Genomic DNA, 17,779 nt, shown 5'->3' on the forward strand with positions numbered 1-17,779 from the left:
AATGGTTTGTCGTGTTAACGCTTTTATTATCACGTTAACTTTTACTTTATTTGTTACGCGACTTAGCGCTTTTATCTATTGCTGCTTATTGACTGACTAACGGTTATTTTTCGATAAGCGCCAAGGTATTTTGGCAATTTTTTTCTAAACCAGTTAATTCAATCAACACCGCTTTAATATCTTCTAATTGCTGGTTTAAGTCATTCTTTTTGTTGGAAATTAATTCCATGATTTGTATTAATTGCGTTGCACTTGAAGTGTCAGCATCGTAAAGCTCAAACAAGCGACCCGTTTCTGCTAATGAAAAACCTAAGCGTTTACCACGTAGAATTAACCTTAGTCTAACTCTATCTCTCTGGTTATATATTCTTGTTTGTCCTTTGCGATTTGGTAGTATCAGGCCTTGGTCTTCGTAAAAACGAATACTGCGGGTGGTAATATCAAACTCTCTTGCTAACTCGCCGATAGAGAAGGTGATTGGGTTCTTATCGCTCATTATGGTTACTCATTCTTGTTGCTCTAAGTTAACGCGCTTTTTATTTATGGGATACTTTACAATAAGTTTACGTTAACGTAAAGTGCGAGTGTAAAGTTAGCTAACTGAAGTGCTTTTACATAAGAGATAATAGCCGTGTGCGGTTTAAGTCCGCGGTTTAAGTCAATGGTGTTATTTAAAGCATAATCGAGCACATGATTTTGCTTTAAATAACGATGACAAACTTTGTAAATACTAGCGTTATTATATTAAAAAGTATAAAGAGTACGTTTGTGTAAAACTAAATTTACGTTAACCTAATTTGTAATTCTTATCGATTATTGAAAAACTATCTAACCAACAAATGTCGAACAAATGCTAAACAACACTTTATCGGAGAACCCTATGTCTACTCAAGATCCAATCGTTATCGTTGCTGCAAAACGTACCCCTATGGGTGGTTTTATGGGCGGTTTATCAGCCGTTAGTGCTACCACTTTAGGTGCAACTGCCATTCGTGGTGCTATGGCGGCCGCTAATCTATCTAATGATCAAGTTGATGAAGTGATCATGGGTTGTGTATTACCTGCGGGCTTAAAACAAGCTCCCGCAAGACAAGCTGCTTTAGAAGCTGATTTAGCTTTATCAACCGCCTGTACCACTATTAATAAAGTTTGTGGCTCAGGTATGAAAGCGGCTATGCAAGCACATGACGCTCTATTAGCTGGTTCTATTGATGTTGCCGTTGCTGGTGGCATGGAAAGCATGACCAACGCACCACATTTATTACCTAAAGGCAGAACTGGGATTAAAATGGGTCAAGGCCTAGTACTTGATCACATGATGACCGACGGTTTAGAAAATGCCTACGACGGTATTGCCATGGGTTGTTTCGCACAAGCAACGGCAGATGAATCTGCCTTTACTCGTGAAGATATGGATGCTTATGCTATTCGTTCATTAGCACGTGCTAATGCTGCAATTGCTGATGGTGCATTTGTTAATGAAATATCGCCAGTGACGATTAAATCGCGCCGCGGTGATTCAGTGTTTGAAATTGATGAACAACCAGGTAATGCTCGTCCAGATAAAATTCCTAGCTTACGTCCCGCCTTTAAAAAAGACGGTACCATTACTGCTGCTAACTCAAGCTCTATTTCTGATGGCGCGGCGGCATTAGTGATGATGAAGTTATCAGAAGCACAAAAACGTGGCTTAACGCCTTTGTGTAAGATAGTTGCTCACGCGACGAACGCACAAAAGCCAGCAGAATTTACCGTTGCGCCAGTAGGTGCGATGCAAAAAGTTCTAGCTAAAGCTAACTGGACAGCAGCAGATGTTGACTTGTTTGAAATTAACGAAGCCTTTGCTATGGTGACTATGCTAGGCATTAAAGCCCTAAACTTAGATGTTGAAAAAGTTAATGTTAACGGCGGCGCTTGTGCATTAGGTCACCCGTTAGGCGCCAGTGGTGCACGTATTATGGTGACATTAATCCATGCCTTGAAAAACAGAGGCTTAAGTAAAGGTATTGCTTCATTATGTATCGGTGGCGGTGAAGCAACTGCGATTGCTATTGAAATGATGTAACCATTACTTAAATTGAAAACCCACTTATTTGTGGGTTTTTTTGATCTTAGGGTACTAAAGGCTATTAGCTGCAATATAGTCAAAGCATTTTAAATAAAAACAAACACTTACTTAACTGATATTTAATTTGGTAAGCGTTTGATTTATAATTTAAATAAAAGATATCTAATCGTCTGAACTGCTAGATTTTACACAAACAGCTTGCGCTGATGGCTCGGCTGGCTTACAGCAAATATTGAATAAGTTAAAAAGTTAATGATATTTTTAACCTCTTAAGTTCATTTTACGTTTGAAGCTGTTGTTAGTGTTAATTACATTACGTGATTTTTTTTGCCAAGGAGACCAAACCAAAACAAGCCCTCGAACACAAAACCGAGCATGATAAATAAAAATATACCTGTTGAGCTGCCATAACTATAAGAGCTAAGCGCAGCCGTTATTAGTACTGTAAGAATTATAAACCTATATATTTTGTTCACACTAATTCCTTTTATATCATTGTAACTAGCATCCCATTAGAGAGCTAAAATAGCAAAGCGAAATCTTGGAAGTCCAGTCAACTATATTTTTCCGTTTTAAGTGGTTATCTATTTTGCTTTTATTAAGGGCACATATTTGTTGTAAAAATATGAAGTTAAAATCAAGTCGAATATAAATAAACCTATAACAACAGTGTAATGGTCGATAAAAGTGGGGAGAATTAGAATTATTAGTAATGATGGCAGTATTAATAATAGGGCTTTAAAAGGCACACAGATAGGCTCATTACAATTATTACAGTTATGACTAACTATAGGACTTAGGGCTAACTTTCTAAAAAAACTAACCGATTTCTCATTACAATATGGACAATTAAATTTATTCACCGTACCTCCATGTACATTGTCATACTTGAATAGCTTTTAACCTGCTTTAATTTATTATCGTTACTTCACCACTGTTAGAGTCATAGTTAACGGTAAGAGTGTCTTGCTTGTTATAAGTATAAGTACAACTTCCATTATCATGTGTTGCTTCAAAGTCACTAGAGTCGTTACCTAACACTAGAGCATCTGGTGAATCTAGCACTGCTCGCCATACATCCAAACAATCATTTTCACTGTTTAATGTTAAACTAACACCTCTTGTATCAGCAGGGTAACCATAACTATTTACACTTAAATCTCCTCCTGCGAGGGGATCTGAAATCGCTATAAAATCTTGTACAGCCTGATTTTTTCCTCGTATTAACCAAGCAATATGTACTTGGTTTACACCACTTTTAAAAGCAGCTGAAATACCTAAAAATACAGCTTCATCGGCATCCTCAGTTAAATCAATAAACTTAGGCACTGCTGTAGCGGCCAATATACCCAAAATAACGATAACGACTACCAACTCAATTAACGTAAAGCCTTTTTGCTTATACAAACTTAAAATCCCTTTAAAATATTAATGTTTATCTCGAAAATGAGAAAAGTTAACGCCTGACTAAGAGGCAAAAAATAGTTTGCTAAAATGTTGAGCGCCGAAAAAATTAAACAGTTTGTTTCATAATTTAATAGACTGTTATATAAGGATTATATTTAGCAATAGATATATAATCGTAGATAAAACAGCAATACTTAAAGTTACATAAGACAAGTGAATTAGCCAATACCTGTTAGATTTAAAACTATTATGTCTATCCCAATTTTGAGCTGCTTTAGGTTTGTTTAACTCTCTTGCTAATAAGAAAATTTTTAGCATTAATAGGTAATTCATACCAACAAAGTAATACTGTTAAAACAAAAGATATTAGCGACTTTAACCAACCCCCCCAGACGAAAAATGAGACGTAATCCACCAAACCTATTTGAAAAACACGGCTCTTAGAAGCTAATATGTGTAACTTAACATTCAAGACGTTAATGCTTTTTTGTAACTTTTCGTCAATATACATAACTTAATATTAACATTCAACACGTTAATTTTACTTATTGAATTATTTATTGAATGACTTATTGAAGATAGCGGTGTAGAAAGGCTGATTAAACTCCGCTTAAAACACAAAAGGGGACATGCAGTTAAGCTTTTTTATATACAGCGCATGTTTGAGGTTAAAGTTGAATAACTTTGAAATCTGTATTTTTCTCACATATCAAAGCAATTATGCGAACATGACGCTAAACGCACTATTGATTGTTATTTATACTGGATGAAAGCCTATATCATTTTTATTGGAAAAACTCATTCAAACCACTGCGATGAAAAAGCAGTTGAACAGTTTCTTAGTTATCTTTGAAATAACTTAAGCCTTGCCTTTAAGCCTCAGGTGTTAGCGTCAAATTTGGTTTATTATTTATATATTAAATGATGGGAGGGGGCAGGTTTTTTACTTTGCATGACTTACGCTCAAATCAGCTAAGTTATTGTAAAATAAAAAGCCTAACTCTTTATGTTTCAAACGACTATGTAGCTAAAATAGCTGATTTTTCACACGCCCAGTTAGGTCTTAACTTAATATTGTCGGGTTAGGTAAAGCTTACTATTACATTTATCAGTTCAATTGCTGACTGTGCCACATTAGCAATATTTTTTAGTGCTTATTATTTTACCTAGATATTACCTAGATATTACCTAGCTTAATAGCGCAATAATTTGTTCGCCATAAAGCTCAAGCTTTGTTTTACCTATGCCATTAATCTCTAATAGTTGATTTGAGTTTTTGGGGTTTCTGCGTGCGATATCCATCAAGCTAGCGTCGTGAAAAATAACAAATGATGGCACGCCTCTTTCTTTAGCCCACAAGGCTCTTTGTTGCCTAAGCTTTTCAAAGTTAGCTTGTTCTTCTGTTGTTAAATCATTCTCAATAGCGGGTTTTGATTGTTGAGCTTGCTTGGATTTTGTACTCTTTTGCGCCTTAAGTTGTATCGCACATTCCCCTTTTAATAAAGGCCGCGCTTTTTCGGTTAATTTTAACACGCCATAATCCATTTCAACGGCTAAATAGCCCATTGAAATCAGCTGCCTAAATACCGTCTGCCATTCATTTGCGATAAGTTCACTGCCAATATTATAAGTTGAGAGTTTATCGTGGTTAAGGCTGGTTATTTTTGGTGTCTTTTTACCGGTAAGTACATCAATTTGATGGCCAACGCCAAACCTTTGGCCTGTTCTATAAACCGTAGATAGCGCTTTTCTGGCGGCACTTGTGCCATCCCAAGTTAGAGGAGGATTCAAACAATTATCACAATTACCGCAAGGTTCTGCTAATGTTTCACCAAAATAATTTAACAGCACTTGTCTGCGGCATGAGCTAACTTCACAATAACCCAGTAAGGCATCTATCTTACGCTGCGTGAGATATTTAAACTGTTCATTGCCATCACTTTGGCTGGCCATTTGTTTCAGTTTAATCACATCTTGCATACCATAAGCTAACCAAGTGTTAGCTGGCAGTCCATCTCGACCGGCTCGTCCGGTTTCTTGATAATAGGCCTCGATACTTTTAGGCAAATTTAAATGCGCCACAAATCGTACGTCGGGCTTGTCAATGCCCATACCAAAAGCAATGGTGGCGACAATAATAATACCGTCTTCTCTCAGGAACCGTTGTTGGTTATTATCTTTAATATAGCTGGCTAAACCGGCATGATAAGGCAAGGCAACTTTTCCTTGTTCAGATAACCACTGGGCGGTTGTTTCTACCGACTTTCTCGATAGACAATAAACAATACCCGCATCATTGGTATGTTCGGCATTAATAAACTGCAGCAGCTTTTCTTTGCTATTTTTCTGTTCACTGATCCTATATTGAATATTGGGTCGGTCGAAACTGTGTATAAAAGTTTTAGCGCCTGTTAAATTTAAAACCTGAACGATTTCCTCTCGGGTTTTCATATCAGCGGTAGCGGTTAAGGCAATTTTAGGCGTGTTGGGGTATCGATGAGCTATGATTGAAAGTTTTTGATATTCAGGTCTAAAATCATGGCCCCATTGCGAAACACAATGAGCCTCATCAAAGGCAAATAATGCAATAGTGACTTTATCAATAAGGCTAAGAAAATAGTCACCTAATAATCTTTCAGGCGCAACATATAATAAGTCGATATTACCTGACATTATCAGCTGCTCTACGCGCCTTTGTTCTTCATAATCTTGTGATGAATTTAAGAATTCAGCTTTTACCCCTTGCAGCTTTAAGGCATCGACTTGATCTTTCATTAAAGCGATCAGTGGCGATACCACGATACCAACACCATCTAAAACTATCGCCGGTATTTGATAACATAATGACTTACCGCCACCCGTTGGCATCAGGGTGAACACATCAGTGCCACTGATTAATTCACTAATGATATTTGCTTGTTGATGGCGAAAATCAGCGTAACCAAAGGTGCTTTGTAAAACTGATTTTGCCGTGTTGATATCCAAATTAAGTTCCTTGATAAAACTAGATCATATTAAGTCAGCATATTTTTAAGTGCAGGGGTTATAAACCACCCAGACTAAAAATTTAATAATAAACAGCCCCCAAAATCTAATTCACTTTACATTGATGCATTGAGCCTTTATTCGTCAACACAGATTCTTTTGAGGGTCGAGCATTCGGTGAAGATAGCATTAATGGCGACATAAATGAACACAAGGCAAGTCGACGTTGGCGACTGATCGTAATAGCGGGCATTTATGCTTAACTAGTGCCATATTTTTATCATGTAAAGGTGTTTCAACGAGCTTTAAAATATATTTTCGTTATATTATCCCACTTTTGTTAACCGCCGTTCGATGAACACTTCTCTTATAATCTTGATTTTATGTTAATTATTCTGGTTGTATCGCTTTTTAACCATGAAAATCACCTGAAGGTGAGAGCCATAAAAAGACATTACTTTTTATAATAAATATAAATGCAAATAATAAGCGTTATCATTTGCATTTGGTTTTGAGGTTAGTTAATATTAAATTCTTCATTAATTAAGGTTTTAATATAAAAGTAAAAACATGACATCTCACACTAAATTTCATCATAAAAATAAAATAGCACTTGGTGCACAGGCCGTAGCTGCTGCTCTTGTATTTAGCAGCCCGCAGTTATACGCAGAAAGCAATGTAGAAAATTGTGAAAAAGATAGCGGCGTTAAGTGCGAATCAAAGCAAATTAATCAATCAGATGAAGCGATTGAATTAATTAGAGTTCACGGTTCTAAAACCTCGGTATATTTACATGCTGCCTCTGGTGATATGCGCCGTGTTGCTGCACTTGTTGATACGCCTCAAATTATTACAGTATTAACACAAGACCAAATTTTAGAAGCAGGTAAAACTGATCTTAAAGATATTTTGTCAGCGCAAGCGGGCATTACTTTAGGGACGGGTGAAAACGGCAACGCTTTTGGTGACCGTTATATTATTCGCGGCCACGAAGCGCGCAGTGACGTATTTGTTGACGGTTTAAGAGACCCCGGCATGAGCACCCGCGAAAGTTTTGCTACTGAGCGTGTTGAAATTACCAAAGGCCCCAGTTCAACTTTCGCAGGCCGAGGTTCATCAGGTGGTGCGGTTAACAGTATTACTAAAAAAGCGTCAGTAAATTATAATTTTGGTCGTGTTGATGCCGGTTTAGGTAGCGATGAATATAAACGTGTTACATTAGATTATAATTTACCCCTGTCAGAAAATTCTGCTATTCGACTTAATGCTTTAGTCTCTGATGAGGATAAACCAGGCCGAGAAGACATTTCAAATGAAAGAAATGGCGTGCAATTATCAGCTGTATATTTACCCACACAAGCACTATCTATTACCGCTGATGGCTACTATTTAGATGCTGAAGATGTGCCTGACCTAGGCAGTTATTATGACCGTGATGCAAGAGCTCCTGTTGAAGACATTCCTGTTTATGCACAAGCGTCAGACTTTTTAACCTCTAAAGTAAAAACATTCACCTTAAGAACTGAATATGAAGTGAATGATGATATTGTTCTCTATAACGCCACACGTTTTGGTGAGACCAAAAATGGTTATATTACTACCGGTGCAAGTGGTACAACCCGTGCCGCTAGCGATCTTGAAGCGCCAGGCGAACAAACCATAAATTTAAGCACCCATCAAGGTTATCAAGATGTTTCGTACGCCAGTACGCAGTTCAACTTATTCTGGAATACGAAAGTGTTTGATTTAGAGAATAACTTTGTATTTGGTCTCGAATATAGCGATGAAAGCGTTAAAAATGGTGTTTATGACATTAATTATAACAACGCAACTAATTGCATAACATCTGGTCGTCGTGGTGATAGAGAAGGTTATTGTATTGTTGACGGTACGGGTAATCAGGTCAGTGATATTGCTCAGTTGATGGGAAGAACTTATACCCGCGGTGACAACGATGCCGTACTTGATATTGAAACAGTGTCAGTTTACCTTATTGATACCGTGCATTTAACTGACCAACTTGACGTTTCTTATGGTGCTAGGTTAGACAATTTTGATTATAGTAATGACGCAACAAGTAGAGGCACTTCGGCGCTTTATGCTTATTCAGACACTATGTATAACGGTAATCTTGGCTTAATATACGATTTTTCAGAAGACCTTAATGTCTATGCAAATTACAGCACAGCAACCAACATTAATGGTGGTGAGACTGACTTAGGCGCAAACTGTGGTTATGGTGGTGTTTGTGGTAATGCGACTCAAGTACCTGACTCAGAGCCTGAACGGGTAGAAAACATTGAGCTTGGTACTAAATTAATGTTGCTTGATGATAATTTATTGTTTAGTGCCTCTATTTTTCAAATTACTAAAAATGATGTCATGGAAAGCGTAGGTGACGACGATTACGCAACCTTGGGTACCTTAAATACTGGCGAGAATAGAGTAAGAGGTATTGAAATTGGCTTTGTGGGTAATCTAACCGATGAGTTAAGTGTACAGTTTTCTGCAACGTCAATGGACTCTGAAGTTATAGACTCTATAAATGAAGACAGTATTGGCCTAGCGTTAAGTAACTTTGCTGAAAAAAGTGTCTATTTACAATTAAGATATGAAATTAATGAGTCATTTGTTGTCGGTGGTGATTACGCTTACCAAAGTGAAATGTACGCAGGCCAGCCAGATACTGCTGCTGGTTATGATAGCGTAAATAATCAATACAGCATTGTGGTTCCTAGCTACCAAGTGGTTAACTTATTTGCTAACTATTATGCTACAAAGGACTTAAGTTTTAGATTAAACATTGGTAATGCCTTTAATGAAGAATATTGGACGGCGGCATATCGTTCTGGTGCATTTATGTATTTAGGTAGTGCTACCAGTACAAAACTTACCGCAACGTATGAATTTTAATTAAAAAGGTAAAGTAAAAGTAATGATTGTTATTGAAAAAATATTATCCAAAGAAGAAGTTAATGCTTATCGTCAACAGCTCACTAACGACATTTGGGGCGACGGTAAAAACACCGCGATGGGCATGGCGGCTTCGGTTAAAAATAACAATCAAGCTGATGCCAATAATACCCATGTGCGTCAATTAGCTAACCAGCTATTGTCGCGCATCGGTGAAACACCTAAATTGGTTTCAGCCGCTTTACCACATAAAATATTTCCACCCTGTTTTAATCGTTACAGTGATACGCAAGAGTATGGTTATCACGTCGATGCGGCAATCATGAGAATTCCTGGTACCACAGAGGTTTTACGTAGTGATATGTCAATGACCACATTTTTAAGTGAGCCTGAGGAGTATGAAGGAGGGGAGTTAATTATCTCTACTGAATTTGGTCATCAGTCAATTAAGCTGCCGGCCGGTTATGCTGTGGTTTATCCCTCAAGTAGCTTACATAAAGTCACGGCAGTTACTCAAGGTCAGCGAGTCGCCGCAATTACATGGATGCAAAGCATGATAGCGGATGTTAGTCTGCGTCAAAATTTGTATCAACTAGATCAAAGTATACAAAACCTGATCACAGAGAATAAAACCTCCCGCACAGAACTAGACAGTTTACATAATGTTTACCATAACTTAATTCGAAACTTTGCCCAGCTATAGTCATGACTTGACTCGGTTAGCTTTTTCTAGTTAAGAAAAAATTAAGAAAAAGTTAAGTAAAAATCACGAAAAAGTTGAACATCACAAAGTGCTGCTCAACTAAACATTCAGCGCAAAACTCAATAGCACACGTTTACCCGACTCAATTTTAGAGACACTATGCTCATACTTGTCTGGGCGAAATAAATAAACCCGGTTAAATAAATTTATAATACAGTGTGAACACTTAAATACCCCACCTACTTTAGGAGTTCGTATGACAAAATTAAGCTTATAATAACGCCCTGATTGCACGGGATCACTGTGTGTCATTACACTATGGTTAGTTGGGTAAGTGACATAATTAATAGAAAAAATTTGACTACTGAAAATTGCTCTGTTTTTTACTTTAGCGATCATAGCCACTCCATTATTTTACGCCTAGTCATCATTATCGACAATATACTCAAGACACTTGCTTAAGACACCAGCTCAATACAGATGGATATTGGGTTGATCTAAGCCAATCACAAGCGGTAAACCTGTTGCGACTTTACTTAGTCATTAAAATAGTTGCTGGTTGGCTAATCCTCTAGCGTATCTAAATAAAAAGTTAGCTATTATTAAAAGGGCTATCGACTTAGCCCGACTAACCACTACATGTTGTGCCCCTTTCTTTTGTCATTTAGGTCTTGTTGGTGCCAAAGACGACATAAGCAGTAGCTGATATGAAGGGTTAACTTTCGGATCATATAACTGACATAAAACTCATACTTCTAATACGCTATGGGACATATAACGCCTTATCCTTCACTCTAATTTAGACTATTTCCTTGCTTAATATTTAGGTCGTATTCGAAGGTTTTGATACTTTTTATCTGTTTTCTGTTAGCTAAAACATCAAGTTCTACCTTGCCGAGATTGTTTTTATACCAAGCGTGTGGAAATATTTCTTTTGTTGGAAATTTATGAATATTTAAATGCTGATAATCATCAGTTTTTCTAGCACTACTAATATAAAGCCATTGACCATCAGGCGAAAACTGTGGGGTAAATTCAAACGCAATTGACTGAACTCGATTATGCATCATTTTAGGTAATCCCCATCCTTCTGAAGTACGCTGCTGCATCATTAATATACTATCCTTTCTGTCTTCACTTAATTGCCAATACAACGCAATATTACCGTCAGGTGAAAAGGTTAGATCGCTTTGTGATAATCTTTTGTGTTGAATAGCTTTATATGGCGTAACTTTACTTGATTTATTTACTATATCTATCTGATAAAGAGATAATTTTCCACTTCTTGTTGAGGAAAAATATAATGAGCCATTATGTATTTCAGGGCTAAGTTCATCGGCCTCTGAATTGACGCTTGATAATGGATGAATGTTTGTCCATTGTCCCAAACTCCATGATGCTTGCCAGATATTGTAATCATCTCGTTTGTACTCAGAAGCTAAGGGCATATCCGAAATGAAGAGGAGTGTTTGTCCATCAGGACTTAACATAGGATCTGAATAGCGATACTGTTTAGGCCCCAAAGTAAGTTTATGTGCCGTTTTAAAGCTACCATTTTTAGCTATCGCTACTTGCCAAATTGTCGCATTTTTAAAGTGTGCTTCTGAACGAGAGAAAACAGCTATATTGTATTGACTACTAATATTTAAATTATAGTCATTTAACTGAGACGAGAGTTTTGAAACTAGCTTTGCAGAAACGCTAGGAGCAAGTAAATAGACGAAGAATAATGTCAAAAAAGTTTTCATTTAGCGGTCCGTTAATTATTGAATAATTTGCTATTAAAGTTTTTTTGTAACTCTTTAAATGATAAAGACAAGTTTATGATGTCATTTGGATATAACGCTGATAAACCCAGGCCATATCATATTTATTGATGCCTTCTGTATTATTGCTTTGTAGCCAAGCACCAACTTCTAAAGCTTTGTTGGTTAAAAACCTATGATCTCTAAAATCTAAGCAAAATGTTTGGTTACTAACGTCAGTACTAGGATCACCATCCGTGATCATAAAGCCACTTTTTATATGTTCATTAATTAGCCAAGTACCTCGGGCGTCGGTTAGTTGTTGAGTACCTTTACTATTAATGCTCTCAGTGTTCACTGATAACAGGCCGAGCCGCCAGCGATCACCGTATCCACTGAACCTTACTCCAGTATTGATATCAATAGGTCTTCCGTGGGGGTCTAAACCTATTTTTTGAATGACGTTTAACCCCCAAGCATCCGCATTAGGATCAAATGTCAGCATCTTAAAGGGAATCGCCATTTCAACGGCCCATTCTTTGTCCGTTCTTTTACTACTTGCGTACCAAACACCGTTCCACTCAGGTATGTTTTTGCTATTGTTTACGATGAATCCATCATTTTTCACACTATTTGGATTGACGCTAAACCAGTAGGTATTCTGCTCGTTATCGAAAGTGTCAACGAGTATGGTAAAACTATCATCTCCTGTTGTGTCCTGATTGTATTGCAAGGTATTTGCGGTAATAGGTGTGTGATTATTGAATAACTCTGCGCCAATTAATAAGTATTCGTCATTATACATTAGCTTAATTTTACTTTTATTAATGTTCGCTGATTTAACCTTCGGCCAGACTTGAGTAAGCTGGTCAATTGTTGCTTCTGCTTGCAATGAAGGATCTTGTAAATCGCCGTCGGTTGTAGGTTTGGCAGAGGTAAAATTTATGCTTACCTGTGGTTTTTTAGTTTGTGATGCGAAAGCGTTAGTACTGATGAGTAAACATAAAATATAGGTCAGGTACTGCATGTCGATTCCTAATTCATGAATGATTTTTGGTGATTATGTTGATGACGAACATTAATTGCTTGAAGTTACAAAAAAGAATTATGAAGATTTATAAAGATACACTAAAAACAAATAGTTACTTTGTTTTTAGTGTACCTTTTTGTCACCATTAAGAAGGTGCTATCATAATATTAGCGCATTACAGAAGATCATATTGATACATCTTTTTGATGCGCCTAACAAGTTGACGAATGGTTAACTTATCTGATGTTTTTTACCCAAGCTTTTATTTTCTTTTCTAATAGCGGCATGGGCAAGGGGCCATCGAGTAATATTAAATTATGAAAATGTTTAATATCAAATTTATTACCTAAAGACTTTTCGGCATACTCTCTTAAAGCTTGGATTTTTAGTTGTCCTGTTTTATAAGCTAAAGCTTGAGCAGGCCAAACCATATAACGTTCGACCTCTGCCGTAATGTCTGTTTCAGCAAGAGTGGAATTATCTAACATATAATCTATAGCTTGCTGTCTACTCCATTGTTTAGCATGAATTCCTGTATCAACAACGAGGCGCATAGCGCGAAATAATTCAGCATCTAACTTACCGTAATATTGATATGGGTCGGTGAACATACCCAACTCTTTTCCTAGGCTTTCAGCATATAGAGCCCAACCTTCTGCATATACAGTGTAGAAGTTCTGAGTTCGAATTTTAGGTAAACCTTGCACTTCATTTTGCAAGCTCAATTGAAAATGATGGCCGGGAACAGCTTCATGAATAGATAAGGTTTCTATACCATATTTAGGTTGTCCGTTAAGATTGTAAATATTGGCAAAAAATACCCCCGGACGGGAGCCATCGGCGGCTCCTGGGATATAGGAAGCTCCTGGGGCTGATTTAGCTTGTGCTTCAGGATAAGAACGTATTACATAATCTGATTTGGGTATAACACTGAAATAATCATTCACCATAGGCGTTATTCTTAGTTTAACTTCTTCATAAGCCTTTAATACCTCAGCTGGTGTTGCATAATAGAATTTTTTATTATTTTTAAGATAATTAAAAAAAGTCGTTAAATTTTCTTTGAAGCCAATTTGCTTAATCACCTCGCGCATTTCCTGATGAATACGCTTAACTTCTGCTAAACCGGTTTGGTGAATTTCAGCTGCGGTTAACGGTAAAGTGGTGTTGCTTTCAATAGCATGTTGATACCAACTTTTACCATTTGGTAATGTACCATAACCTATACTTTCTCTTGTGTGAGGCAGATATTCAACTTGTAAAAATTTTGTCATGTGAATAAAAGCAGGAGTGACTTTCTTATCGATAACATCTTCATAAGTTACTGTCAGCCTTGCTTTTTCTGCTGCTGAAATATTATCACCAATCTCTTTCAGAGGAGTGAAAATGCTGCTTTGTAGTGGGTATTCAAATACTTGCGCCTGCATTTGCGGGATCATTGACTCTACAACAGCTCTGGGTAATACAACATTGGCTTTAATGCCCGCGCGCATGTTGACTATTGCTTGTTCCATCCAAATAGCAAAACCTTCCATCCTTAACACAAAATTATCAAAATCTTGGGCTGTATTAAAGGGTTGCCCACTAAGGCCTGTGCCAAGCTGAATAAACATGTTGTGGGGACTGAAAATAAATTGATTTAGGGGCAGGTACTCGTTTGGGAAATGACTTCCTTTAATATTACTCAGCAATTTTTCTTTAAATATCTGGTAGGTATATTCATCTTGTTCACTCAGTTTTAAGTCACCAAGGTTGCTTAATGCAGTCAAATATTTTTGTTCTATTGCTTTATTTTCGGCAATAAAGCTAGCCGTTAAATTATTGGGCCATAAATTATTAAACCTGTTGTCACCGTAAAACATCGCATTTAATGGCGCTCTTGGTAGTGTTTCTTCTAAGTAATTATCGGTTAATGAAATAAGTTTTCCACTATCGGTACGGGACACTTTTATTGATGTTGACTGCTGTTCAAGGCTAGTTAGTAGCTGTTTGATTAAAAGCTGTTGCTGAATATGCTTGTAATAAAATAGTTGATGTAAATATTAATAGGATTGTTTTTTTCATAGTTACTATGGTCCTTTTTCTAGAATTAAAGGTATCATCAGACAATTTATATAGACTAACTAGTGCATTTAGTTGCGCTAATCATGTATGATTTTATGTTATTATGTTTTGGGCTTAATGATATTGCTTGAAGCTATAAAAAAGATTTATAAAGGTTTATGAAGATTGAATAATAACAACGAGTTACATGACGTTATCGATGTAAGTAGACGAATATTAAAGTCAGGCGACTTATCTATAAGTATAATAAATCAACAGGTTTATTTTCAAGGTAAACCCTTGGTGCTCCCTAATTTATCCTACCAATTACTGGTAGATTTGATGATGCATTGGCCAAAAACTAGAACTCAAGATGAATTAATTCAATCTATATGGGGGAAAGTTCAGGTACAAAACTCAACGTTAAATCAGCGTGTGAAATTATTACGTCAAGCACTTAAGGAGCAGGGAGGCGAGTCAAAAAGTATCGCTTTGGTTAGAGGAGTAGGATATCGCTTTGCTGAAGAAGTGATAATTTCACAAGAAAATGAACTAGTTAAAGATAACAAAGTTAGAGAGAAAAATACTGCAATCGAAAAAGCATCCAAGCCTGTAAATATTATCAAGAAAAATGGCTTTAAAATACTGACGGCTTTAGTTGTTATTTTGGGTTTGAGTAGTACACTATTGCAACGGACTACTCAAACAGAAAAAGCGCAAGTAAAGCAATCATTACCTGTAGATAAACAACGAAAATCGATCACAGTAGCTCCATTTATTTCAAGCAGTTATGCCAACACTACTGATGACTACCTAGCTAATAGCTTTAGTGCTGAAATATCAAGTTCCTTAGCGGAAGTCAGTGGTTTTCAGGTTGTTACTTATAACAAGTCCCCCCAACCACAACTAATTTCATTAACTAACCAAGAGATGGGGCGAAAACTACAAGTTGATAACATACTAACAGGTAAGATTGAGCGTATTGAAAGTGGCTTTAATGTCGATATTCAATTGTTATCAACTAATACTAATGAAATTTTGTGGGCGCAAAATTATCATGTATCAACAAGCGAACTCTATTTCTTAAAATTTGATATAGCACAAGGGATTAAAGCCCATTTGTTTCCTAATAATATACAACCAGTTAAATACCGAACAGATCCCAGCCTAGTTAACCCAAAAGCATACGATTTTTACCTTCAGGCAATGGATTATCAAAGGCGTAATTCCAAAAGAGCTAACCTCAATGCACAAACTTTAATAAAGCGCGCTTATGAGTTATCACCTAACTGTCTGGATATTATTTCTGGTTATGCCGCTGTTATAAATAGTGGAATAAGTTTAGGGGAGGAAACAGACAGCTCCATGACAAAGGCAATATCCTTGGCGAATAAGGCAATCGATCTCTATCCAAACAATTTTAGGGGCTATGTTGAATTAGCAAACAGTAGTTTGCTGCAACAAGACGATAAAATGGCACTCAAATATTTTAAACAAGCCTTGTTACTCTCCCCTGAAAATGTTGCTGGATTAATTGGACTTGCCAAAATTCAAATTAAAAGCAGAAAGTTTAAAAAAGTCTTAGCAAATATTGAACTATTGAAAATTTTGCACCCAAGCTCAACAAATTCATTGTTGTTATCAGGTGATGTTTATTCTGCGCTAGAATTATATGCTCAGGCACAGCAGGATTATGAGTCGATTATTAAGGTAGAACCCGACAATATTGATGCAATGATTGGCTTGGCCAAAATAAACATTAAGCAAGAAAATTTTGATAATGCCAAAAAATATTACCAATCAATTCATGAGATCTCACCAGACTCACCTCAATCACTTTACATATTGTTAGAGTTATTGTTTTTTCAGCAGCACTATCCGCAACTAATTAAACAAGTAGAACTTAGTCAGTATGACCATAAAAAAGGCATCTACAACACTGAAATTGGCGAGCTAAAAACCTTAGCACAATTATTAGTAAATCCAGTTGAAAATACATACGAAATAGCAAAAAAGATTAGTCACTACCAAGCTGTAATGCTTGATGATGAAGCCTCCGTAGATAAGTTTAATTATTTGTTTGCTTTATTGGAGGCTGTTGGAAAAACAGTAGAGCTAGAAAATTGGAAAAGCATGAAGAGTAAATATATTGATGATGGACAAAAGAATATTCTTTAAATTGTCATATCTATTTTTTTGAAACATTGTCATATAAAACGACGAATTCAATTTTCGTTAAATAGATTTTAATGATATGTTTTTCTCTAAAAAATATGATTCTATATAATACTAACTGCCGCTATGAATTCAGTCTTAAAGTGTACACACTATTAATATGGTATCCGAGCGTGTTTAGCCTGTATTTTGTTTAGGTATCTAGTTATACGTGGCTGATTATTCAGCTTATAATTTAAATATACATACAACTAATTGTATGTTCATTTTGGGGTGTTTAAGAGAGTAATGACTTCACTTTTATTGCCCTTTTTTGATCAGATATTATATCTGGTTGAAAAATAGGTTGTATCGGAAAGGTTAATTTTTGGCGAATAATTAACCAAATAATTTATTAATCAATGTCTTTAAAGTTCCCACTGATCTTGCCCCATAATAATGGACAGTAATTTAATACTTCTATGGCGCAATGGGGGCGAAAGCGAGATATAAATATAATACTTATGTCTGCTATCTCTGGAAATAGTGAGTATCATGTTGGTGATAATTGACATAATAATTTGGACCGTTTTGTGGCATAAGTGATCGAAGAGGTTAAATCTAGTAAACATAAGATGTAGTGGTCGGTTGGGCTAAGTGGATAGCCATTATTATTAAGGTGAAAAAGGTAGGATGAAAAAAGTGTTTTGTTACTTGAATTGTAGTTAATC

13 protein-coding genes are annotated in these 17,779 nt (G+C 36.4%); 5 read left to right on the forward strand and 8 right to left on the reverse strand.

Translation table 11 applies throughout. The features are described from left to right. Nucleotides 1–103: 103 nt before the first annotated feature. A complete protein-coding gene (locus tag H4J61_RS08980; protein WP_182136398.1) occupies nt 104–496 on the reverse strand; it encodes a MerR family DNA-binding transcriptional regulator in 393 nt (130 codons plus the stop codon). A gap of 384 nt (nt 497–880) precedes the next feature. Between H4J61_RS08980 and H4J61_RS08985 the strand changes: the two genes are divergently transcribed. Continuing rightward, a complete protein-coding gene (locus tag H4J61_RS08985) occupies nt 881–2,065 on the forward strand; it encodes an acetyl-CoA C-acyltransferase (protein ID WP_182184801.1) in 1,185 nt (394 codons plus the stop codon). A gap of 912 nt (nt 2,066–2,977) precedes the next feature. Here the strand turns inward: H4J61_RS08985 and H4J61_RS18075 are convergent. Further along, on the reverse strand, nt 2,978–3,475 hold the full coding sequence (locus tag H4J61_RS18075; protein WP_182136400.1) for a type II secretion system protein: 498 nt from the start codon (nt 3,473–3,475) through the stop codon (nt 2,978–2,980). Between the two features lie 706 nt (nt 3,476–4,181). Between H4J61_RS18075 and H4J61_RS18140 the strand changes: the two genes are divergently transcribed. Further along, nucleotides 4,182–4,328, forward strand: coding sequence for a phage integrase N-terminal SAM-like domain-containing protein (locus H4J61_RS18140; protein ID WP_404842442.1), 147 nt, complete (start codon nt 4,182–4,184; stop codon nt 4,326–4,328). A 335-nt stretch (nt 4,329–4,663) separates the two neighbouring features. Here the strand turns inward: H4J61_RS18140 and recQ are convergent, their stop codons facing one another. Together recQ and H4J61_RS09005 are read right to left on the reverse strand one after the other, a co-directional pair. Further along, entirely contained in the window at nt 4,664–6,460 is a 1,797-nt protein-coding gene (gene recQ / locus H4J61_RS09000) for a DNA helicase RecQ (protein WP_182184802.1), read from the reverse strand. Nucleotides 6,461–6,566: 106 nt separating this feature from the next. Further along, nucleotides 6,567–6,713, reverse strand: coding sequence for a hypothetical protein (locus H4J61_RS09005; RefSeq protein WP_182184803.1), 147 nt, complete (start codon nt 6,711–6,713; stop codon nt 6,567–6,569). A gap of 317 nt (nt 6,714–7,030) precedes the next feature. Between H4J61_RS09005 and H4J61_RS09010 the strand changes: the two genes are divergently transcribed. After that, nucleotides 7,031–9,373: a TonB-dependent siderophore receptor gene (locus tag H4J61_RS09010; protein WP_182184804.1), complete on the forward strand. Its 2,343-nt coding sequence runs from the start codon at nt 7,031–7,033 to the stop codon at nt 9,371–9,373. A gap of 22 nt (nt 9,374–9,395) precedes the next feature. Further along, entirely contained in the window at nt 9,396–10,076 is a 681-nt protein-coding gene (locus H4J61_RS09015; protein ID WP_182136403.1) for a Fe2+-dependent dioxygenase, read from the forward strand. Between the two features lie 99 nt (nt 10,077–10,175). On the opposite strand, the gene H4J61_RS17925 is transcribed toward H4J61_RS09015, so the two are convergent. From H4J61_RS17925 to H4J61_RS09030, 4 genes are all read right to left on the reverse strand, one after another. After that, the gene (locus H4J61_RS17925) at nt 10,176–10,475 is read right to left on the reverse strand and encodes a 2OG-Fe(II) oxygenase (protein WP_259363222.1); all 300 of its coding nucleotides are present in this window, start codon (nt 10,473–10,475) and stop codon (nt 10,176–10,178) included. Between the two features lie 395 nt (nt 10,476–10,870). Then, nucleotides 10,871–11,824, reverse strand: coding sequence for a PD40 domain-containing protein (locus H4J61_RS09020; protein WP_182184805.1), 954 nt, complete (start codon nt 11,822–11,824; stop codon nt 10,871–10,873). 73 nt (nt 11,825–11,897) lie between these two features. Continuing rightward, nucleotides 11,898–12,848 (reverse strand): hypothetical protein, encoded by a 951-nt coding sequence (locus H4J61_RS09025; RefSeq protein ID WP_182184806.1) that lies wholly within the window; start codon nt 12,846–12,848, stop codon nt 11,898–11,900. A 239-nt stretch (nt 12,849–13,087) separates the two neighbouring features. Continuing rightward, the gene (locus tag H4J61_RS09030) at nt 13,088–14,797 is read right to left on the reverse strand and encodes a DUF885 family protein (RefSeq protein ID WP_182184807.1); all 1,710 of its coding nucleotides are present in this window, start codon (nt 14,795–14,797) and stop codon (nt 13,088–13,090) included. A 283-nt stretch (nt 14,798–15,080) separates the two neighbouring features. Between H4J61_RS09030 and H4J61_RS09035 the strand changes: the two genes are divergently transcribed. After that, entirely contained in the window at nt 15,081–17,072 is a 1,992-nt protein-coding gene (locus H4J61_RS09035; protein ID WP_182184808.1) for a tetratricopeptide repeat protein, read from the forward strand. The last annotated feature ends 707 nt before the right edge of the window (nt 17,073–17,779 follow it).

Origin of the sequence: Colwellia sp. MB3u-4 (assembly GCF_014077065.1) — a bacterium.
Classification (GTDB): domain Bacteria; phylum Pseudomonadota; class Gammaproteobacteria; order Enterobacterales; family Alteromonadaceae; genus Cognaticolwellia.